Genomic DNA, 21775 nt, shown 5'->3' on the forward strand with positions numbered 1-21775 from the left:
ACAGTAGAGTGGCAAAAACCATCAAAAAGTAGTTTAGGTGTCTTCAAGAGAATACAGATGTCCATTAGCTGATATGCAATATATAGCATCATTGAACACCGCTGGTGGTGTTGAGAAGCCGTCTTCAGTTGGTTCCTCAATTTCGAATTCCCATTTGAGGGTTCCGGAATGCATATCGTGAGCACGGAGTCCGAAAATGTCCGAACTATATACTGTCCCATTTGCTACAATAACCTCGTTAGTTCCCGCAGGTGTCTCTACATCCCAATCAATTTCACCCGTGTGTGAATCGATTGCAGTTAACCTCTGACCATCATCAATATATATCAGCCCCTCAGCAACAGTAGGACGTTCTCCAACACTATCATACATTTCGACCGCCCATAATTTCTTACCAGAATCAATATCAAAAGCGTATATCATTTTTCCACCACCAGGAATATAGATGGTATCGTTAGATACTGATGGGTTACCAATGTGTAGGACGTTTTCACTCTCGACACTCCATTTATGCTCACCACTTTCAATATCTAATGCAAATAACTCGATCCCCATAGCATGATAGAGTACACCATCATTGTATGCAGGAATATCAGTAGTTCCAGTAAGATCACGCGAATCTCGAGGGTATTCACGGACACTGGTATACTCTCCAGTGTCTATATCAATCTTCCAAACGTTGTGATCAGAGATAACAAAAATACCGTCTTCCGTCACAATTGGCTCGTTGTTTAGATTGAGACTTCGCTGAAGGTCAATTTCATCCGATTCCCATCGCACCCCATCTTCTCTGTCGTAACCGTATATACGGTGGCTTCCACGCGGACCATAGACACGGTCCTCGAAAACCATTAGTGGGCCATGACCTTCTGCTTCCCAGATGAGTTCCTCTGTTTCACGATTTAATGCTAATACGATACCATCGCGACTCGTCACATAGATGTGGTCGCCAGCAGTTACGACTGGATACGAACTTCCACCACCAATATCGTAAACTTCTCTCAGCTCGATATTACCGCCTTCTGGGCCAGATACATTCGGTTGATACCCAGTGTTTTGCACATCAATCCCGTACATTGGCCAATTTGAGTCTTGATTACTATCCTTTCCATTACTATCATCATTGTTGTCTTCCTCAATACATCCTGCAACTGCAGTTCCACCTACGACAACTGCACAAGCATTGATCCACTCTCGGCGTGTCTGGTTAGGTTCATATTCCATTATTATATAATGTAGTCGAATGAATAAATTTACATCAACATAAAACCACTACGAGCCAAATCGAGTCTACACTCGATATATTGGATTTTGCAGGCAATCATATCATGAACCCCCAATAGAATACAACTTTTCATCGCTAGATGGGATGTATATTTGACCATCCGAAATAGTTGGGGAAGCAATGAAGCCTACATCACTCTCGTCTGGAATACGATATTCCCAATTGAGGTCGCCTGTAGACGCGTCATGAGCCCAGATACCAAATCGAGTTGCTGTATAACACGTTCCACTCACAATTACCATATCTTGTGGTTTTCCGATGATTGTTTCAGCATCTTCCCACACTATTTCACCGGAATCAGCATCAACAGCAACTGCACGCCCTGATTCTGCGAGGTAAACAATGTCTTTTGCGAACGCGGGACTGGTTTCAGCACGTGTGTCTGTGTCAATTGACCAAACTTCGTTTCCGGACTCTATCTCAATAGCGTGCAAATTTTGGTCGCGACTTGTTGTGTAAATTAGCCCGTTACCAATTGTCGGATTACTATCTGCCATACTTCCCCCTCCCTCAGGTTCGAAAGTCCACAGAATTTCGGGGGTTTTTACGTTTATTGCATGCATTTCGGACGATCGAGACATATAGATGATATCATCTTGAAATGCTGGCCACTCACTATAACCGCCAATATATGGTGGTAATTCAATAACTTTCGTGTATTCTCCTGTTTCATAGTCAACCTTCCAAAGTAATTCCGAACTAAAAACGAAGATCGCCTCTTCAGTTGGTAATGGATAACCAAGTCCATCAATAGGATCAATTGTTTGTGATTCCCAGTGGTCGCCATTCTTTATATTATACCCGTGAATTCGTTCATCTGTTGTTGGGCCGTAAACAGTGTCATCATGAATAATAGGCCTGCCAAAATTCTCTCTTTCCCACAATATATTTCCAGTGTCGATATCTATCGTGAACATTTTCCCGCCGGTACTATGGCCACAAATATGTCCCTCAGAAATAGTAACTGGATGGGTACTAATCCCATCCAATTCAATAACACTACTTTTGGTTAATTCATCTTCCTCTACCTCTGTTGCATTCGGCTGATAGTTTGTGTTCTGCAGATCAACGCCATACATCGGCCAATCTGCACCTGTCTCATTTTCCTCTTCAGGGCTTAAGTCATCATCACTGTCACTTCCGAAACACCCTGCAAGGACGGTTGCACTTCCAAGACTTGCACAGGCACCGAGCCATTGTCGGCGCGATTGATTCCAACGCTTTTCCATCAGCCAATACTATATAATATCTAACTAAATATCTTCTGAATTTCCATCCTATTTATTAAAATGAGGGTAGCGTAGATAGGGTTCATTCGCTAACATCGATTCGAAAGCAGCAGGCGATTCCAACCAATTACGGTGGAAGTGAATAGCAGCGAAAAGCGTGATCAGAATCCTGCGTTGAGACTACAGGCACGTCAGTTTTCGCACACTCACGTGGGCGACGAAAATTGGCTCTCCGACGATTCAGTAACGAGTGTCCGAACCCGTTCAGTTGCTGCCCCTGCGTCGACTCCGAACACGTACGTCGTTGGCTCGATGCCAAACGCACCACGGTGATACGCGACCGGTGGGACACCACCCCGTTCGTCGAAGCGAGACCGGAGGTGATCGCCGCGGTTTTCGTACTCCGCGTCGAACTCGAGTGGATCTAACCCCAACTCTCGAGCGGTTTCGAGCAACGCGTCATCGGTCGCGATGTTAGTCGCCCCGCGGATCGCCTGGTCGGTATCGTTCGCTGCGAGAATGGCGGTGGCGACGTGTTTCGAGGCACCGAATTCGGGATTTGCGGGAATCTCGATTCGTCTTCCCATCGCGTATATTCGGCCGGGTATTGCGGCGATGTCGGTCTTGTCGTATGGGTCCGGAAGTGCCATCCCGACGTTGGTTCCAACGTTTGGGACGTACGATACCATTTCAGGGATGGCTGCAAGCGTCCGCGCAGCGGTTCGAACGGAGGCGAGCACGTCGCGTTCGGCGCGGACGTCGGAATCGAGTCCGCGCACGCAGAGGTCACATCCAAGCCCTTGGAGTCCCGGCATTTCCTCTTCGTGGAGTTCACAGATTGGCCCGCGATCAACGAGACTGTGCACGAGGGCTAGTAGCTCGGACAGCGCGTCGTAGCCGTCCATCTCTTCACTCGAGAGTCCATTGGCGAGACGATCGACGGTAGCAACTGTTTCAGGGTGCTCTCGAAAGCGATCGTCGCCGCCGCCGTCACCGCTAATGTACTTACTGACGGCAGCTTGTGTCACTCCGAGATTCGTTGCAATCTCCTGTTGGGTCAGACCGCGTTCAGCTAGTCTGGTCGCGAGCATGGCCCGAACCGTCGGGAGAAACCGATCGACGACGAGTTCGCTGGGTAAGACGAGGGACATACGACCGCGTAGCGTAGACACTGGCTTAAATCCGACTACCGTTATTCGAACGGGTCGTCGGTGGGGGTGCCAGATTCGCACTCGAGAGGATAGGTATTAACCATCGTCGTACGAACGCTCGAACATGGCAGTTTCGAGCGCTCCCGGGAAGGTGTATCTGTTCGGGGAGCACGCGGTGGTTTACGGCGAACCCGCAGTTCCGTGCGCGATCGAGGTACGGGCGCAGGTCGGCGTCGAACAACGGTCGGATAGCAAACTTCGGATACACGCCGAGGACCTCAGTTTGGATGGCTTTACCGTCGAATACGGTGGTACAGCAGGCTCGCCACCGGATGTCGACGTCTCTGAGTCTCTTCTCACGGCGGCGATGGGGTACGTCGACGTCGCGATCGAGCACGTAAGAGACGTGACGGGTGAAGACGACGTTGGGTTCGACGTTACTATCGAGAGCGATATTCCACTCGGTGCAGGCCTCGGATCGTCAGCCGCTGTCGTGGTTGCGGCCATCGATGCCGGGACTCGAGAACTCGGAACGACACTCGAGATCGACGAACTGGCCGAACGAGCGTATCAAACCGAATCAGCGGTTCAAAGCGGCGAGGCCTCACGAGCCGATACCTTCTGTTCGGCGACGGGCGGTGCCGTTCGAGTCGAAGGAGACGATTGTCGAATGCTCGAGGCCCCGGATCTACCGATCGTCGTCGGGTTCGACGGCGGGGCGGGTGACACGGGGCAACTCGTTGCTGGCGTCCGTTCGCTTCGTGAGGAGTACTCCTTCGCCTCGGACACGGTCGAAGCGATCGGCGACATCGTTCGAAAGGGTGAACGAGCACTCGAGAGGGGAGATATTGAAGAACTCGGCCGGTTGATGAACTTCAATCACGGGCTTCTCGGGGCACTCGGTGTCTCCTCTCGGTCGCTCGACTCGATGGTCTGGGCTGCTCGAAACGCGGGGGCACACGGCGCGAAACTGACCGGTGCTGGCGGTGGCGGGTGTATCGTCGCGCTCGATCCGAGCGACGAAACGGAGACTGCACTGTCGTATACGCCCGGCTGCCGGGACGCCTTCCGTGCGGAACTTGCCGAAACCGGAGTGAGGAGAATCGAATGATCGTATTGAAACTCGGGGGGAGTGTCATCACTCACAAGGACCGGGCTGAAACCCTCGATGGAGAGTCTCTCGAGCAAGCGGCTGATTCGATTGCACAGACCCTCGGAAACGAGAAGGATGCACTCAAGGGTGGACTCGTCCTCGTCCACGGTGGCGGCAGTTTCGGCCACCACAACGCCAGCAAACACGGTGTGAGCACGACGGCAGGAACGAACGACGCGGGTGCTGTCCTCGAAATTCACGGGGCGATGAAGACGCTGAATCAGTTCGTGTTGACGCGGCTGCTCGAACGCGGCGTACAGGCAGTTCCGGTACATCCGTTTTCGACAGCGTGCCGGGATGGGGACGGGGCCCTCGAGCTTCCGACCAGCCAGGTAGAGTCGATGCTCGCGGAGGGGTTCGTTCCGGTCCTTCACGGCGACGTGATCGCACAGACGGGCCGCGGGGCAACCGTCGTCAGTGGCGACGAACTGGTCGTCGAACTGGCTCAAGCCCTCGAGGCCGACCGAATCGGCCTTTGCTCGACGGTTCCGGGCGTGCTAGACGAGGAGGACGCCGTGATCGACCGGATTTCGAACTACGAAGCCGTCGAGTCCGTACTGGGTGCTAGTGAGACGACCGACGTCACTGGTGGAATGGCTGGGAAAGTCAACGGGTTACTCGAACTCGAGGTGGCGGCGTCGATTTTCGGACTCGACGGATTGGCGTCATTTCTCGAAGGGAAGAACCCAGGGACGACGATCGAGTAGCTATTCGAGTTCTCTGCGGAGCAACGGTGCTCGTTCGTCTATTGTCTGATCTGTAAGAGTGAACGAGTGTGGAGACAGCTAACCCACTGTGTTTTTAACACCCCGGGATGTATACTTCACTAGCGAAACCCGCGGGCAAGTGCGCACGGAGTGTACAAACGTTGTACACGTGGAGGCGGTTTACCTCCTCGTGCGCATAGCGGGAGGCCGACGCGCTGAAAGACGCCGGGGCCGAATAACCGGGAGTCCGCGGACCGTTTCGATGAGAGTCAATTCACACGGCTTTCAGTACAACGAACCATGGAAATAGAAATTGCAACAATCGGCGGCTACGAAGAAGTTGGACGGCAGATGACTGCCGTCCGCGCCGGTGACGACGTCGTCATCTTCGATATGGGCCTGAACCTCTCGCAGGTTCTCATCCACGACAACGTCGAAACCGAACGGATGCACAGTCTCGACCTGATCGACATGGGTGCGATCCCTGACGATCGGATCATGAGCGACCTCGAGGGCGACGTTCAGGCGATCGTCCCGACGCACGGTCACCTCGACCACATCGGTGCTATCTCGAAACTCGCACACCGTTACGACGCACCCATCGTTGCGACGCCGTTTACGATCGAACTCGTCAAACAGCAGATCGAAGGCGAGCAGAAGTTCGGCGTCGAGAACGACCTGATCAAGATGGACGCCGGCGAGACGATGTCGATCGGCGACTCCGGTAAGGTCGACCTCGAGTTCGTCAACGTCACCCACTCGATTATCGACGCGATCAACCCAGTGTTGCACACGCCGGAAGGCGCTGTCGTCTACGGACTGGACAAGCGTATGGACCACACCCCGGTCATCGGCGACCCGATCGACATGGATCGGTTCCGTGAGATCGGTCGCGAGGGCAACGGCGTCCTCTGTTACATCGAAGACTGTACGAACGCGAACAAGAAGGGCCGGACTCCCTCCGAAAACGTCGCTCGCGAACACCTCCGTGACGTCCTCTACAGCATGGAGGACTACGACGGTGGTATCGTCGCAACGACGTTCTCGAGTCACATTTCCCGCGTCACGAGTCTCGTCGAGTTCGCCAAGGACATCGGCCGTCAGCCAGTCCTACTCGGACGCTCGATGGAGAAGTACTCCGGGACCGCAGAGCGACTCGACTTCGTCGATTTCCCGGACGACCTGGGGATGTTCGGTCACCGCAAGTCCGTCGACCGAACCTTCAAGCGGATCATGAACGAAGGCAAAGAGGACTTCCTCCCAGTCGTAACCGGCCACCAGGGAGAGCCTCGAGCGATGCTTACGCGGATGGCCCGTGGCGAGACACCGTATCAACTGGACGACGGCGACAAAGTCGTCTTCTCCGCCCGTGTCATTCCGGAGCCGACGAACGAGGGCCAGCGCTACCAGGCCGAGAAACTCCTGGGTATGCAGGGCGCTCGCGTCTACGACGATATCCACGTTTCCGGGCACCTGAACCAGGAGGGTCATTACGCGATGCTCGATGCGCTGCAGCCACAGCACATCATCCCGGCCCACCAGGATCTCAAGGGCCTCTCGGGGTACGTCAATCTCTGTGAGAGCGAGGGGTACAAGATGGGCCGAGACATCCACGTCTCGAGAAATGGCAACCTCATCCAGCTTGTCGATTGATATGACAACCCCAGAGGCACGAGAAGAGGCGGTGCTCGAGGCAGTCCGGAAGCGCCGCGAGCGGGTTAACGACGCGATCCCGGAGGAATTGCCAGTCCAGCGGCCCGAACGGCTCTATGAAGCCTCACGCTACCTGCTCGACGCAGGTGGTAAGCGACTGCGCCCGACCGTGTTGCTCACGACGGCAGAGTCACTCGTCGATGTCGAGCCACTGTCGACTGACTATCGTGCATTCCCGTCACTCGATGGAGGCACGATCGACATCATGAACGCCGCAGTCAGCGTCGAAGTGATTCAGTCGTTTACGCTCATTCACGACGACATCATGGACGACGACGACCTTCGACGCGGCGTTCCTGCCGTACACAAGGAGTACGATATCGAGGCGGCTATCCTCGCGGGTGACACGCTCTACTCGAAGGCGTTCGAGATCATGCTCGAGACGGGTGCCGACCCCGACCGAATGGTCGAAGCGCTCGGCATCCTCGCGACGACGTGTACGAAAATCTGTGAGGGCCAATCGTTGGACGTTACGTTCGAAGAGCGAGCCAACGTCTCTCCCGAAGAGTACCTGGAGATGGTCGAGCAAAAGACGGCCGTGTTGTACGCCGCGTCGGCGTGTCTTCCGGCCGTCTTGCTGGGAAGCGACGACGAGACGATCGAGGCCCTCTATGGCTACGGACTCGACATCGGTCGCGCGTTCCAGATCCAAGACGACGTGCTCGACTTGACGGTTCCGAGTGACAAACTCGGCAAGCAACGAGGGAGCGACCTCGTCGAAAACAAACAGACGCTGATTACCGTCCACGCTCGAGAACAGGGTGTCGTGATCGACGATCTGGTCGACTCAGACACCGTCGAGGCCGTTACCGAAGCCGAAATCGACGCTGCCCTCGCCGAACTCGAGAAAGCAGGCTCGATCACCTACGCGAAGGAGACGGCGGAAGACCTCGTCGAACAGGGGAAATCTCGACTCGAGGTGTTGCCTGACAACGAGGCTCGACAGCTTCTGTGCGAACTGGCGGATTACCTCATCGAGCGCGGCTACTGACGCGAGTGAAGCCGCGGGAAACGCCGTTTTTCGACGGATTCAGACGAACGGGGAGCGACGGTACCGATCGGCGTCACTCGCGAGTTCTCGAATCGACTATCGAATCGGCCAATAGCGGGTCGAAAACATCGACGAGCAGACACCGCTGAGGTTTTGAACAGGGGGTGAATACGTCCCTGTAATGGACGACGAGTTACGAGAGCGCGTCGAGCGCGAGGCTGAAAAGCACGCGCTGTTGAACGCCGTCAAACACGAAAGCGACGCCAACGTCGGTGCCGTGATGGGGCCGCTGATGGGCGATAACCCAGACTTCCGCCAGCACGCAGACGATATTCCGGGCGTTATCGGCGGTGTCATCGGTCGCGTCAACGACCTCGAGTACGCACAAAAGCGCGAGCGACTCGAGGAACTCGCCCCCGAGGAACTGGCAGAGATCGAAGCCGAGGACGAAGAAGACGAGCACGACCTGCCAGACCTTCCGCGGGCCGACGAGTACGACGAGATCCGAATGCGGTGTGCGCCGAACCCGAACGGCCCGTGGCACGTCGGCCACGCTCGCATGCCGGCCGTGATCGGAACGTATCGAGATCGCTACGACGGCTGGTTCTGCGTCCGCTTCGACGACACCGACCCCGAGACGAAACGCCCGGACCTGACGGCGTACGACTCGATTCTCGAGGATCTCGAGTACCTCGGCTTCGAGCCGGACGACGTGTTCCGGGCGAGTGACCGACTCGAGACCTACTACGATCACGCTCGCGAGTTGATCGACCTCGGTGGAGCCTACACGTGTTCGTGCTCGGGCGAGGAGTTCTCGGAACTGAAAAATTCGGGCGAGGCCTGTCCTCACCGCGACAAGGACGACCAAACCGTCTTCGAGGAGTTCGAAGACATGATCGCCGGCGAGTACGAAAGCGGCGAGATGGTCTTGCGCGTGAAGACGGACATCGAACACAAGAATCCGGCACTCAGAGACTGGGTCGCTTTCCGGATGATCGACACGCCACACCCTCGCGAGGAGGCGAGTGAGTATCGCTGCTGGCCGATGCTCGACTTCCAGTCGGGCGTCGACGATCATTTAATCGGCATCACGCACATCATTCGCGGAATCGACCTGCAAGACTCCGCGAAGCGCCAGCGGTTCGTCTACGACTACTTCGATTGGGAGTATCCGGAGGTCGTCCACTGGGGACACGTTCAGATCGACGCCTACGACGTGAAGATGAGCACCTCGACGATTTCGGAACTCATCGAGGACGGCGAACTCGAGGGCTGGGACGACCCGCGCGTGCCGACGCTCAAGAGCCTGCGACGACGCGGCATTCGAGGCGAAGCAATCGTCGAGTCCATGGTGGGGCTCGGAACCTCGACCAGCGACGTCGACCTCGCGATGAGCACGATCTACGCGAACAACCGCGAACTGATCGACGAGGAGACGGACCGGCGCTTTTTCGTCCGCGATGGTAACCAGATCCCATTGGGCGGAAGTCCACCCGACGAAGCGGATCCACTGCGTCACCCGAATCACGAGGATCGAGGCGTGCGCGAGATTCCCGTCGGCGACTCGGTGTTGCTCGAACCCGACGACCTCCCACAGCGCGAGGAGCGCATCTGGCTCAAGGGACTGGGTTGTTTCCAGTACACTCGAGACACGCTCCAGTACACCGGCGACGACATCGACGTCGTTCGAGAGGGGGACGTCGACGTGATTCACTGGGTTCCAGCGACAGAGAGCGTCTCGCTTCGAATGCGAACGCCAGACGGAGACGTTCGCGGTCACGCCGAACCCGGCGTCGGCGACCTCGAACCCGACGAACTCGTCCAGTTCGTCCGGGTCGGATTCGCGAGAATAGATCGACAGGACGAGGATGAGACGGTCGCGTACTTCACGCACGAGTAACTCGCGCTAGGTTCGAAGAAGGGCTGAGAACTTACTCTTCGTCGCCGGTGTCGGTGTCGCCGGGGCCACTTTCACCAGTGGAATCGGAGGCCGTCTCGCCAGGTTCTCGGTCGGTTTCTCCCTCGCTGTTTGGCGTTTCGCTCGTGGAACCGTCCGACTCGTCTGCCGTGGGCCCGTCGCTGACGGGCTCGATTTTGGTACTGCCACACTCGGGACACGACGATTGTTCGTTGTAGATTTCTGCCCCACAGTTTCGACACCGGTACTCGGCACTGTCGTCACGGGCGGCGACTGCTTCCTGTTTGAATCGCTCGACCTTCTCACCCAGCCGTTCGAACATGCTCATAGCGATGCAATCGGGCCACAGCGGGATAAATTCCACCGCCGAGAAAAGACGCGCACGTATTCAGTGCGAGCGCTGCGAGAAGTGTCGTCGGTTCGCTGGCTCGAATCCTCGAGGCAGCTCAGCGATCGCTCTCGAGGAGGTCATCACCGTGTTCGACGATTGGATCTGCGACGACGCCATCTTGCTGGCCCAACACTCGAGCGTGGGGGGCACAGACCAGTCGGTTGTCGCGCCAGGGGATGTGGAGTTCGACGGCGACTGGTCGGTCACAGTCGTCTTCCGCACAGTTCATACGCACACCTACGACGGCAAGTGACTCATCGGTTTCGGCGACGGTCGACTCGAGTGGATTGCGCCGGTGCGCTCAGAGGGCGAAGACGGAAACGACGAACACGAAGAGCATCGTCGCGGTCAACATCGCCTGAATCGCACTCGAGGCGAGCGTCCCGACGGTCGCAAAGAGTGCAGAACGGGCGCTGTGGTTGGCGTCGCCTCGACGGAGATACTCGACGACGAAAACCGTTCCAAAGAGCCCGATAAGCAAGCCGACGGGACCGACGACGAGTAACGAGACGATAGCGACGACCCCCGCGATGGTCGTCGTCGTCCACGACGCACCGCCGACTCGAGCGGCGAGGGCCCCGGCGAAAAACTCGGCGAAGAGCGTCACTACTCCGAGAACCGTGAGGATGCCGAGTGTGATCGTTCCGGGTTCGGCAAAGCCACTCGCCCACCAGTAGAGATAGACGCCGGAGAGCGAGAGCAATCCGCCGGGAACGATCGGGACGAGCGTTCCGACGACGCCACCCACGAGCAAGGCAACTGCGACCATGGTGACCGCGTCGACCATATCTGGTCCACAATGGGGTGGGGTAAAGGCGTAGCGTCTTCACACCGACGCCGTGTGTGCACTCACTCGAGTGCGTCCGGCCGTCATTTTGATTGTGAGTCGTCCGTCATCACTGCTACCCATATCATTAGGTGTGTCCCTTCGAACGTCACCACATGACGGAAATTCGCGGTGCAATCGTCGTCGGCGCGTCGTCGGGCATCGGCGAAGCGCTCGCCAGAACGCTCGCCGAGGAGGGTTACGAGGTCGGATTGACCGCCCGCCGAACCGAGCGACTTCGACAGATCGGGACGGAACTCCCGACGAAGTCGTACGTCGCGACGATGGACGTCACGAACCCCGAAGACGCTCGAGCGGGCTTTGTCGAACTCGCCGAGGCCATGCCGTCGGTCGATCTGGTCGTCGTTAGTGCAGGCGTCGGGGACGCGAACCACGATCTCGAGTGGGAGACGGAACGACGGACGATCGACGTCAACGTGCGCGGCTTCGCCGCCATTGCGAGCGCTGCGGTGGCGCACTTCGAGGAGACGTCGGATTCGACGAGCGAACGCGACGGTCACCTCGTCGGCATCTCGTCCGTCGCAGCCCGCTTCGGAACCGGCGGAACGCAGGCGTACAACGCCTCGAAAGCGTTCGTCTCGACCTATCTCGAGGGACTTCGGAGTCGCCAACGAGGCCGCGAGAGCGACGTGACGATCACCACGGTCGAGCCGGGATTCGTCGATACCGACCTCGCCTACGGGACGTTCTGGGACTGCCAACCCGAGACGGCGGCGACGCAGATCGCTCGAGCGATTCGGAGGGGACGAACGCACGTCTACGTTACCCGGCGCTGGCGTTTGATCGCGTGGTTCTTCGAACTGGTTCCCTCGAGAATCATCCAGCGACTGCTTTGAATTGTGATCAATCGACGATAGGCGCGTTCACGGGTCACGGAATCGCTCTCGCACCTCACGAGCAACGTCGGTTCCGTAGTGGTCGACGAGCGGGCGAATCGCGTCGCCGAGGGCCCGTTTGCACTGCCCCGTCGAGTGGTACTCGAGACGAGTCGTAACTGCTTCCCAGTCTCGAGCCTGAAGCCCTTTCTCGACGAGCAGTCGCTCTTCGCGCTCCGTCAACTCGATGTTCGGCGGGTTCTCGACAAAATACTGCACGATCAGGTCACGGAACGGACCGGGATCGACGTCGAAGAGACCTGGCCCGTAGGCTGCACTGGCAACGATGCGCCACTCGTGAGCGGAGAGTGCGAGTGATGGGGCTGGGCCATCGTCGACGGATCGTAACGCTTCGCACACGGTATCGGGATCGAGGCCGGCGAGCGAATCGGTACACAACGCGTGCACTCGACTCGTGAACCACTCGGCGTGGCGGTCGTGGAGTGTGCGCCCACTGTCACTCGTCGGCGCGAGCATGAGGGCGGAGTGTTCGCCGCTGGCCTCGTTGCGCGTCGTCGAGAGGTGAACCGTTCGATAGCCGTTCGTCCGCCAGAAGGAGAGCAAGTCGGGCGTGGCGCCGAAACCGGTTCCGAGCCAATCGAGCGAGTCGGCGAACTCGTCGTGGATGCACTCGAGGACGTGCGAGCCGAGGCCGTTGGATCTGACGGCGTGGTGTGTCGCGATGCGAACGACGCGGAGCCCCGACGGCGACGCGGCGGCTTCGTCTCGCAATTGGCTCGTGAGCACGTCTGGAAGCATGTTCCCGCGAACGCGACCGCCCTCGTACATCGTCCTCCGCGTTTCTGCAGAGAGGTTCCCTTCGTGAGCGAGCAACGCGACGCTGGCGACGTGTCTCGATCCGGCGGCGTCCGGATCGGTAACGAGCGCACGAGCCTCGAGGTTCGGTGCATCGAGCAGCCTCGCGAGGTCGTCGGGTGTGGTCCGGTAGTGTGCGAGGACGAGGAGTCCGAACGCCTCCCTGAGCAGTCGTTCGTTCCCGTTGGAGTCGTCGCTGGTGTTCGAGACGAGCGCTGACGGCTCGAGGCGACGATACTCGACGGTTTCCGGCCGGGCGTCGTCGACCAGTGACTCGACGGGTGGCCGAGCGTCGAGCAACAATGCGTTGAACGCCCAGACCTCGATTGGATCGCCTCCAGCGTAACGGATCGGCTCGAGAAGCGTCCGTTCGACCACCTCGTGATCGGCGTCTGCGAGTCGGTCTCGAAAACGAACCGAGAAGCCCCTTCCTGCACCCTCGTAGCCGTGAATCGTCGTCGCGAACGCGACTCGGTCGGCAGCGAGAAACGACTCGAGTCTCGAGACGGGCAACGCGGCCGCCTCGTCGACGATGACGGCGTCCCAGGGCTCGAGTCGAGCCGTCGCCTCGGTCGGTTCGAGGTACTGCACTCGCCCTCCGGTACTCGTCTCGAGGCGACGGGGCGTTTCGCCGGTAACTGTCACCCCCGGGAGCGCCTCGTATAGCGCGGTCGCACGCTCGAAGAGTTCGCTCACGTTTCGACTGCGTGGGGCCGTAACGAGGACCGAGTGTCCCGCGGCGGCCATCGCCCCCGCTGCAAGTCCCGCGGCGCTCGACTTTCCTCGTCCCCTGTCGGCTTCGAGAACGACGGCGCGCGGACGCTGTGACACGGACGTCGAGTCGGCCGTCTGCATTTCCTCGGCACTCGACGCTGGTCGTGGGTCTATCGACTCGAGTGTGGCGACGGCGTCGGACTGATCTGCCGTGAGACACGCCTCGTAAACGGCAGTCGGAAATATTCCGTCGGGTGGTTGTGCTCGGTCCGGTCGTCTGCTATCGATCAGCTTCGGCGAGGGCTCGGTCAATCCGCTGTCGACGATCCGCTCTTCCTCGAGGTCGACGATGCCGATTCCCCGGTGGGTGCGGAGGGTGTCGACCAGCCGGCGTGTAAAGTTGCTCGTCACGTCCGACAGCGAGTACGGTGGAACGGCGAGGGACTGGGCGAACTCGCCCCGATGAGTGGGCCACTCATCGAGCGATGGTGTAAGGAAGATCAGTAACCCGCCGCCGTCGACCGCACCGACGAGCTTACCGAGTGCGTTCGGACGGAGCCCAGCGTGTGCGTCGAGAACGATCGCGTCTCGAGTCGTTCCGAGGAGTTCGCTCGCGTTCGACTGCGGGAGCTGTTCACAGCGGAGTCGGTCGTCGGGACCGACGAGCGTCGTGGCCGTGATCGGAATCGGAAGGCTCTCGAGAACGGACGCGAGCGTCTCGTATCCGCGTTCACGCTCGCCAGCGAGTACCAGGAGCCGTCGCTCGTTCGTTCGCGTCGCTTCCTCGAACAACGACGCTGCGAGGTCGGCGGCGGTCGCGTCCATGTAACCGACTCTGGCTCTCGAGAGTAATAGCCATCGGAGAAACCAGACACGACCGGTGAGATCCCCTGACGAAATTCTGTGTGGAATAATCGCACGGCTCTATTCGTTTGAACACGCTTTTAAGGGGGGCAACGCTACAGACGTAGTACACCCTACGCGGGGTTGATGATGCTCCTAGCCCCACAGGACTTTCGCCGGAAATCGCTTCCGGAACGGGGTGTCCAGCGCCCCGGACGGCAGGGGAGCGAGAGCCCACGTGTAGGAGAGGTGAACAACCAATGTCAGTTTACGTAACAACCGATATCCCAGCCGACCTCGCCGAGGACTCTCTCGAGGCCCTCGAGGTCGCACGAGACACCGGACGAGTAAAGAAAGGAACGAACGAAACCACGAAAGCGATCGAGCGCGGCAACGCCGACCTCGTCTACGTCGCAGAAGACGTCTCCCCGGAAGAAATCGTCATGCACCTGCCAGAACTCGCAGACGAGAAGGGCATTCCTGTCGTCTTCATCGAGACCCAAGACGACGTCGGTCACGCCGCCGGCCTCGAGGTTGGCTCGGCTGCAGCCGCCATCGTCGACTCTGGAGAGGCTTCGGGCGACGTCGAAGACATCGCTGACAAGGTCGAGGACCTCGACTGAGGTGATCAGAGATGAGTGCTGAAGAGGAAGAAAGCGGCTCTACGCCCGCCGAGGTCATCGAGATCGTCGGCAAGACCGGCATGCACGGCGAAGCCATGCAGGTCAAATGCCGAATCAAGGAGGGCGAGAATCAGGGACGAATCATTACCCGAAACTGCCTCGGGCCGGTCCGCGAAGGGGACGTACTCCAGCTTCGCGAGACCGCTCGAGAGGCCGACTCCATCGGAGGACAATAACCAATGGTCGAGAAACGAACGTGTGATTACACGGGCGAAGACATCGAGCCCGGCACGGGCATCATGTACGTCCGCAACGACGGCACCGTGCTCCACTTCGTCGACTCGAAGGCAGAGAAAAATTACAAGCTCGGACGCGAACCACGCGACCTCGAGTGGACCGAAGAAGGTCGTGCCGGCAAGGGCCCAGCCCAGGCCGACACGCCAGCCGACGAGGACGACGTCGTCGAGGCGAGCGAAGACGAGGACCTCGAGACCGAAGACGAGGACGAAGATGAAGACGTCTCCGCCGGTGACGAATCGGTCGACGAGACCGAAGACGACGGTGACGCTGACGTCGAAACCGACGCCGACGAATCCGACGAAGCGGAAGAAGCGGCGGACGAAAACGACGCGAGCGACGAGGACGACCAATGAGCGATCACGAACGCACTTTCGTGATGATCAAGCCCGATGCGTTCGCACGCGGGATCGTTGGCGACGTCGTCTCGCGACTCGAGGACCGCGGTCTCAAACTCGCCGGCATCAAGGTCATCAACATGCCAGAAGAGCGAGCGAAAGAACACTACAGCGAACACGAGGACAAGCCGTTCTTCGACGACCTGATCGAGTTCATTACGGCTGGTCCCGTCGTCCCGATGGTCTGGGAAGGTCAGGACGCGACCCGCCAGGTTCGCCAGATGATCGGTGCGACCGATCCGCTCGAGGCACAACCAGGAACCATCCGCGGTGATTACGCACTCGATCTCGGTCGAAACGTCGTTCACGCCGCCGACCACGAAGACGAGGGCGCGAACGAACGCGAGATCGCGATTCACTTCGACGACGACGAACTGATCGACTACGAGCAACACGACGCCGAGTGGCTCTACGAGTAACGACGTCGTCACGATCCAACCGTTCCTCGAACTGGTATTTCTGCGAACAGGGTGCGCGAATTTTCCTCAGTACTACTACCGACAGATTTCCCTCGAGTGGCGAAACGTGATATACAGTCGACTGGTCGAACGCTGACCGGTGACACACGAACGACGGTAAAACGAACCAGCGTCGGACCTCCGTATTACATATTTCGCACATGTGTTTTTCTAGATAAACGCAACATCTAATGTGGCGGCAGTGGTAGCGATTGGTGGTGGTTTCGAATGGTAACACAGGGTAGGTGGTTCGTGAATGCGTGAAACCGAACAAGGCCCAGCCGAACTCACAGCCGAAGTGACGCCGTCACTGAGTGTCCTCTTCGACATCCTTTCGAGCAGGTGTCGCCGGTACGCCCTCTATTACCTGTACGATCAGGCTGATGGCGTTGCAACTGTCGACGAACTGACCGACGCAATTGCCACGTTTCAAAACACGGTTACAGCCCAGTCTTCGGGGGATAATACGACTGAAACGGCCAACTCGAGTGATTTTGAGTCCGAACGACAGGAACAACGCCAGCGAATTCGGATGGAACTTCAACACACTCATCTACCGAAACTCGACGATATCGGTATTCTCGAGTACGATCAGCGAAGCGACACCGTCCGCTACTGGACGCAAGCGTCACTCGAAGAGTGGCTCGAACACGCCAAACACAAAGAACAGCTCTAAGAGAGACTCTCATCAGCACTGGTGGGTGTTGTAAGTTTTAACTCGAACCCCGTGGTGTGAGTACCGTCGGTAGCGAATCGTTCACCGAAATCGGGGCGAGACATGAGACATGATACCGTCCCTCTCCTCAAAACTTAACAACCGAGATGTTGATACAATACACAGGTGAATTCCAATGACTGACCACGAACTTCCACCACTCCCATACGACTACGACGCACTCGAGCCATCGATTTCCGAACAGGTCGTGACCTGGCATCACGATACCCACCACCAGGGCTACGTCAACGGTCTCAACTCCGCTGAGGAGACCCTCGCGGACAACCGCGAGTCGGGCGACTTCGGCTCGACGCCCGGTGCACTGGGCAACGTCACCCACAACGGCTGTGGACACTACCTCCACACCCTGTTCTGGGAGAACATGTCGCCAAACGGTGGCGGCGAACCCGAGGGTGACCTCGCCGACCGAATCGAAGAAGACTTTGGCTCCTACGAAGGCTGGAAAGGTGAGTTCGAGGCCGCTGCCGGCGCTGCCGGTGGCTGGGCACTGCTCGTTTACGACCCGGTTGCCAAACAACTGCGCAACGTCGCGGTCGACAAACACGACCAGGGCGCACTGTGGGGCTCCCACCCAATCCTCGCACTGGACGTCTGGGAACACTCCTACTACTACGACTACGGTCCAGACCGCGGCGAGTTCATCGACGGCTTCTTCGAGGTCGTCAACTGGGACTCGGCCGCAGACGAGTACCAGAAGTGCCTCGACCACTTCGAGTAAGCGACGAGTACGTCAATCCTGCTTCTTTTTTGCGCCGTGATTGGACAGCCAACAGCGACTGGCAACGAACGTGGTTACTTGCGCGACTCACCACTCGAGGTGAATTCAGGTGGCGACTCTCGACTCCCGCTCTCATCACGTTCGATCCCTCGGAGTTCGAATCTCGCCCCACCCGTCGAACTCGTCGCCGCTGTGATCGACCACCCGTGGGCCTGCGCGAGTTGCTCGACGATGCGCAAGCCGAGTCCAGTGTTCGTCTCCGCCGTGGTGACTCCCTCCTCGAAGATTCGTTCGCGAATACTCGAGGGGATCCCTCGACCGTCGTCTTCGACCGTAAGGACGGGTTCCCCAGTGCCCCCATCCTCGAGGGCGACGGTAACCGTAAGTTCAGTCGATGTATCCGGTGATTCACTGGACGGATCATCCGCGTAATGGTGAGCAACACCGGTTTCTGGGGTGTGTGAGCCTCCGTCCTCTATCCCGTGTTCGGCTGCGTTGCGAAACAGATTCTCGAACAACCGCTGGAACCGTGTCGGATCGGCAACGATCTTCTCACACGAGTGGACCTCGAGTGTCGCGTTGTCGGTTTCGACGCTGTTCCACGCACGTCTCGCGAGAGCAGCGACGTCGACGGGTTGTGGTTCAGTTACGGTTGCCCCACCTCGAGCGAGCGTCAACACGTCGTCGACGATCGCTTCCATTCGCTCGTGCGAGCGTTCGACCCGGTCGAGATACGCCGCAGTATCCGCTTCGTCTTCGGTATCTCGAGCAATCTCGAGGTACCCCGAGGCAACAGAAAGGGGGTTTCGGAGGTCGTGAGAGACGAGGTCAGCAAATCGGTCGAGCCGTTCGTTTTGTCGCTCGAGTTCGGATTCACGGCGTTTTCGTGTCGTAATATCGTATACGAGGATCAACCAGCCGACGTGGCGGTCGCGTCCGTCCGTAATGGGTGTTGCTTGAATTTCGAAGTGACGATTCTCGAGGGAGAACTCCGCCGTCGACTCGACGGGCGTCTCCGTTAACTCCTCGAGCATGTCGACGATCGCAGGATCAGTTTTGAAGAGCGTCTGCACACTGTGACCGATAGCCGAGGAGACAGAATCGACGGCGAGCATCTCACGGCCCGCGGGATTGACGTCGATGAGGTGGTTATCGTGGTCGATCACGAAGACGCCTTCTGAAACCGTATCTACGACCCGATTTCGGGCGATCGGTGCGACGTCGATGAACTGGTATCGGACGATTGCAACCGTGTATAACACCCCTGTGAGAAGGTACCCAATCGGCGTCGTATCGTATGAGACCGGACCGAACACGTACACCATGTTTGCGAACCACGGAATCGTCGTCGCACCCAACAGTGCGATCGCCTGCCCTCGATACAGGCCTCGTGTCGAATAGAGGAACTCGAGAATCAATGCGGTGACGCAGGCCAACAGCAGGTACGAGTACAGCGTGTGAAGAACGAATGCCACGCCGGTTTCGAAGTAAATATCGGCCGGTGCGGCTGGGTCGTACTCGAACGTTGTGAAAAAGACGTTTCCAGGGTTTGTAAATGCGAGCGCGACGACCACGATCGGGTGAATCGACAGGAGACCGACTGTTTTGGGCGTCACGAGGTGCTCTCGACCGGTGTACTCGAGACTGAAGAGGAAAATGAACAACACACTGGTACAGACACCAACGAACAGCAACCGGATCATCAGCGACGAGAGCAGATGCGAATCGGAAGCGGTTGCGACGAACACCGGCCCCGACAAAAACGCGGTGGCGAACAGACTGCCAGCCAGCGGGACGACGCCTGGCTTGTCTCGATACTGGAGGAGATAGACACCGAGTACAAGACCAACGAGTGTCGCAGTGGCGTAAATCACCAGCATCACGTTATAGCCGAAAACCATCACGTTACGTGAATAGCGAACCGTATAAAATCTTGTGGCAGTTTTTGCGACCCCTGAAATACGCTTCTTCGACCAGCACCCGGACGAGACAGTTCGTTGGGTACGAAAGAGAACTCCGTGTCTGTTTACTGCTGGTGTTGTAGTATGACGAGAGTCGAACGAACGATTTAGGCGTTGGCCGACAGTATGTCCTTCTATGCCGGTCTCAAAATCGGAATTCGATCAGCTTCCGCCGTGTGACTTCTACACCCCAGCGGAACTACTCGAGGACGATCAGATGTACACCGTCTACGAGATTGCCCGACTCCTTCAGGGGGTCGACGTCGATGCCGACCTCGATCGAAATACCGAGGACATTCTCCTCGATTGGGCCATCCCGTGGGTTATGACGAACGCCGACGAACTCGTCGTCGCCGAACCGCGAAACGACGACGAACCGGGCTACTACGGCCTCAAAGGGACCGACACCGACGACGGGGCCACAGACGAATCCGAATGATCCTCCTCGTCGTCGGATCGGATCGAGTCGATGCCGGCAAGACGACGTTCTCTGTCGGCCTCCTCGAGCGGACCGGCGCGGTGGGGTACAAGCCACGCGCGGGTAACGATTACTGGTTCGATCACGACGACTGTCAGCGTGCCCTCACCGAGGGGCGTCTCTACGGAAAAGACGCACAAAAACTGGCTCGAGCAGAATCTCGAGGTCGGGAACCGGAATCGCTCAATCCCGTCCATCGACTGTGGCGACCCACTCCCGACGACGGGACCGGTTTACTCGGAAAGACGGACCGTGAGTTCCTCGTCGATCGAATCGGACGACCTGGGGCCGAGGACGATCCGACGTTCGTCTACAATGAAACGGCGACGATTCCCGAGCGCGTCGTCGAGTCCCTGCCACTCGAGGACGCCGTTCCGGTCGAGACTGTCGAGGAATTCAACGAAATTGCCGATCAACGGTACGTCCCCGCGTTCGAGGACCTCGCACGCGAGATCGAATCGACCAGCGTCGCCGTCGTCGAGTCCTACAGCGATATCGCGCAACCACTCCAGTCACTCGACCACGCAGCAATCAGTGCCGTTGCAGCCGTCGAACCCGGCCGCGTGCGAATCTACCCGGGTGATCGGTACTGTCGCGCCTGTGAGGTCGCCAGTTCGAGCCCGAAAGACGGCACACTCGAGAAACGTGTTCCCGACGTGCTCGAGTTGCTCGATCCCCTCGAACGGATCCGACTCCCGCCGCTGGGAAGTGACACTCGAAGCGCTCCGGCCAGGGTTGCACGAGCGTACGAGACGGCCTACGACGAACTTCTCGCCGCAGCCAATCGCGTCTCGAGTCACTGACCAACCCGACGACTGATTCCGTTTCAGGCACGACGCGCCATCTGCGCCGAGAGTTCGACGTGATCGGCCGGTTCGTTCGTCACGCTCGGACCGTGTCCCGTGTGCATCGCTTTGAGGTCGCCATCGATCCACTCGAGCAGTCGATCGATGCTCTGGATCAGTGTCTCGCGGTCGCCCTCCTCGAGGTCGGTGCGACCGAAGCTGCCGTTCTGGAAGACGAGATCCCCTGCAAAGAGGACGCCAGCATCCGCCGAGTAAAAGCAGAGATGGTCGTTTTTGTGCCCCGGTGTGTGGAGGGCAACGTACTCGTAATCGCCGAGTGTGACGTGTTCCTCGTCACCGATTGCGTGGTCAACACCGTCGATATCGGTATCGTACCCCCAGATGTCGACGTCGAAGGCGTCCGTGACAGCCTCGAGGTTACCGACGTGATCCCGATGCGTATGTGTTAGCACGACCGCGTCGAGGTCGTCGACGCGTTCGTGAATCGATTCGACGACGTCGAAGTTCGCTCCCGTATCGATGAGGACCGTTCGGTCGCCGGCGACGAGATAGACGTTACTGGTGAAAGCCTGGACACCCTGTGCGAGGTTCGAGATCATGCCGGTCGCTACGCGTCGAAGTGGTTTGTGCGTATCGACACGACGAGAGAGACGCCCGCCGTTCATGT

The 21775-nt window shown here is 58.2% G+C and carries 22 protein-coding genes and 1 pseudogene; 14 read left to right on the forward strand and 9 right to left on the reverse strand.

Annotated elements, in window-relative coordinates; translation table 11 throughout:
* Positions 1-33: 33 nt before the first annotated feature.
* The 3 genes from BLW62_RS10000 to BLW62_RS10010 all read right to left on the reverse strand — a co-directional run bounded on the left by BLW62_RS10000 (position 34) and on the right by BLW62_RS10010 (position 3665).
* Entirely contained in the window at positions 34-1224 is a 1191-nt protein-coding gene (locus BLW62_RS10000; RefSeq protein WP_090506915.1) for a PQQ-like beta-propeller repeat protein, read from the reverse strand.
* A 102-nt stretch (positions 1225-1326) separates the two neighbouring features.
* Positions 1327-2514 (reverse strand): outer membrane protein assembly factor BamB family protein, encoded by a 1188-nt coding sequence (locus tag BLW62_RS10005; RefSeq protein WP_090506916.1) that lies wholly within the window; start codon positions 2512-2514, stop codon positions 1327-1329.
* Between the two features lie 206 nt (positions 2515-2720).
* The gene (locus BLW62_RS10010; RefSeq protein ID WP_090506917.1) at positions 2721-3665 is read right to left on the reverse strand and encodes a thiamine-phosphate synthase family protein; all 945 of its coding nucleotides are present in this window, start codon (positions 3663-3665) and stop codon (positions 2721-2723) included.
* A gap of 121 nt (positions 3666-3786) precedes the next feature.
* On the opposite strand from BLW62_RS10010, the pseudogene mvk reads away from it, so the two are divergent.
* The 5 genes and pseudogenes from mvk to BLW62_RS10035 all read left to right on the forward strand — a co-directional run.
* Positions 3787-4776 (forward strand): annotated as a pseudogene (gene mvk / locus BLW62_RS10015) (mevalonate kinase); the annotation flags it as partial.
* Complete coding sequence (locus BLW62_RS10020) at positions 4773-5525, forward strand: isopentenyl phosphate kinase (protein WP_090506919.1); 753 nt, start codon at positions 4773-4775, stop codon at positions 5523-5525. The pseudogene mvk and the gene BLW62_RS10020, both read left to right, overlap by 4 nt.
* 300 nt (positions 5526-5825) lie before the next feature.
* Positions 5826-7178, forward strand: coding sequence for a ribonuclease J (locus tag BLW62_RS10025; RefSeq protein WP_090506920.1), 1353 nt, complete (start codon positions 5826-5828; stop codon positions 7176-7178).
* Between the two features lies 1 nt (position 7179).
* Entirely contained in the window at positions 7180-8229 is a 1050-nt protein-coding gene (idsA3, locus tag BLW62_RS10030) for a geranylfarnesyl diphosphate synthase (RefSeq protein WP_090506921.1), read from the forward strand.
* 181 nt (positions 8230-8410) lie between these two features.
* Entirely contained in the window at positions 8411-10129 is a 1719-nt protein-coding gene (locus BLW62_RS10035; RefSeq protein WP_090506922.1) for a glutamate--tRNA ligase, read from the forward strand.
* 31 nt (positions 10130-10160) lie between these two features.
* Here BLW62_RS10035 and BLW62_RS19005 read toward each other — a convergent pair whose 3' ends face one another.
* The 3 genes from BLW62_RS19005 to BLW62_RS10045 form a co-directional block, all read right to left on the reverse strand.
* On the reverse strand, positions 10161-10475 hold the full coding sequence (locus tag BLW62_RS19005; RefSeq protein WP_245726708.1) for a hypothetical protein: 315 nt from the start codon (positions 10473-10475) through the stop codon (positions 10161-10163).
* A gap of 118 nt (positions 10476-10593) precedes the next feature.
* Positions 10594-10767: a DUF8014 family protein gene (locus BLW62_RS18695; protein ID WP_175459728.1), complete on the reverse strand. Its 174-nt coding sequence runs from the start codon at positions 10765-10767 to the stop codon at positions 10594-10596.
* 72 nt (positions 10768-10839) lie between these two features.
* Positions 10840-11325: a DUF456 domain-containing protein gene (locus BLW62_RS10045; RefSeq protein WP_090506923.1), complete on the reverse strand. Its 486-nt coding sequence runs from the start codon at positions 11323-11325 to the stop codon at positions 10840-10842.
* 155 nt (positions 11326-11480) lie between these two features.
* Between BLW62_RS10045 and BLW62_RS10050 the strand changes: the two genes are divergently transcribed.
* Positions 11481-12221 carry an SDR family NAD(P)-dependent oxidoreductase gene (locus tag BLW62_RS10050; protein ID WP_090506924.1) on the forward strand — a complete coding sequence of 247 codons (741 nt, stop codon included), beginning with the start codon at positions 11481-11483 and terminating at the stop codon, positions 12219-12221.
* A 27-nt stretch (positions 12222-12248) separates the two neighbouring features.
* Here BLW62_RS10050 and tmcA read toward each other — a convergent pair whose 3' ends face one another.
* On the reverse strand, positions 12249-14615 hold the full coding sequence (gene tmcA, locus BLW62_RS10055; protein WP_090506925.1) for a tRNA(Met) cytidine acetyltransferase TmcA: 2367 nt from the start codon (positions 14613-14615) through the stop codon (positions 12249-12251).
* Positions 14616-14893: 278 nt separating this feature from the next.
* Here tmcA and rpl7ae point away from each other — a divergent pair, with 278 nt between their 5' ends.
* The 6 genes from rpl7ae to sod all read left to right on the forward strand — a co-directional run bounded on the left by rpl7ae (position 14894) and on the right by sod (position 17863).
* A complete protein-coding gene (gene rpl7ae, locus BLW62_RS10065; RefSeq protein WP_090506926.1) occupies positions 14894-15256 on the forward strand; it encodes a 50S ribosomal protein L7Ae in 363 nt (120 codons plus the stop codon).
* A gap of 11 nt (positions 15257-15267) precedes the next feature.
* Positions 15268-15492, forward strand: a complete 225-nt coding sequence (locus BLW62_RS10070; protein WP_006064297.1) for a 30S ribosomal protein S28e — start codon at positions 15268-15270, stop codon at positions 15490-15492.
* 3 nt (positions 15493-15495) lie between these two features.
* Complete coding sequence (locus BLW62_RS10075; RefSeq protein ID WP_090506927.1) at positions 15496-15909, forward strand: 50S ribosomal protein L24e; 414 nt, start codon at positions 15496-15498, stop codon at positions 15907-15909.
* The gene (ndk, locus tag BLW62_RS10080; RefSeq protein WP_090506928.1) at positions 15906-16370 is read left to right on the forward strand and encodes a nucleoside-diphosphate kinase; all 465 of its coding nucleotides are present in this window, start codon (positions 15906-15908) and stop codon (positions 16368-16370) included. The genes BLW62_RS10075 and ndk overlap by 4 nt, the downstream gene beginning before the upstream one ends.
* Positions 16371-16665: 295 nt before the next feature.
* A complete protein-coding gene (locus tag BLW62_RS10085) occupies positions 16666-17085 on the forward strand; it encodes a DUF7344 domain-containing protein (RefSeq protein ID WP_090506929.1) in 420 nt (139 codons plus the stop codon).
* Positions 17086-17260: 175 nt separating this feature from the next.
* A complete protein-coding gene (gene sod, locus BLW62_RS10090; protein WP_090506930.1) occupies positions 17261-17863 on the forward strand; it encodes a superoxide dismutase in 603 nt (200 codons plus the stop codon).
* A 74-nt stretch (positions 17864-17937) separates the two neighbouring features.
* On the opposite strand, the gene BLW62_RS10095 is transcribed toward sod, so the two are convergent.
* Positions 17938-19764, reverse strand: a complete 1827-nt coding sequence (locus BLW62_RS10095; RefSeq protein ID WP_090506931.1) for a histidine kinase N-terminal 7TM domain-containing protein — start codon at positions 19762-19764, stop codon at positions 17938-17940.
* 196 nt (positions 19765-19960) lie between these two features.
* On the opposite strand from BLW62_RS10095, the gene BLW62_RS10100 reads away from it, so the two are divergent.
* Positions 19961-20263, forward strand: a complete 303-nt coding sequence (locus BLW62_RS10100) for a DUF5827 family protein (RefSeq protein WP_076582470.1) — start codon at positions 19961-19963, stop codon at positions 20261-20263.
* Complete coding sequence (locus tag BLW62_RS10105) at positions 20260-21105, forward strand: ATPase (protein WP_090506932.1); 846 nt, start codon at positions 20260-20262, stop codon at positions 21103-21105. The genes BLW62_RS10100 and BLW62_RS10105 overlap by 4 nt, the downstream gene beginning before the upstream one ends.
* 23 nt (positions 21106-21128) lie before the next feature.
* Here BLW62_RS10105 and BLW62_RS10110 read toward each other — a convergent pair whose 3' ends face one another.
* Complete coding sequence (locus BLW62_RS10110; RefSeq protein WP_090507567.1) at positions 21129-21707, reverse strand: MBL fold metallo-hydrolase; 579 nt, start codon at positions 21705-21707, stop codon at positions 21129-21131.
* Positions 21708-21775: the final 68 nt, after the last annotated feature.

Source organism: Natronorubrum sediminis (genome assembly GCF_900108095.1).
In the GTDB taxonomy this organism is placed as follows: Archaea; Halobacteriota; Halobacteria; order Halobacteriales; family Natrialbaceae; genus Natronorubrum; species Natronorubrum sediminis.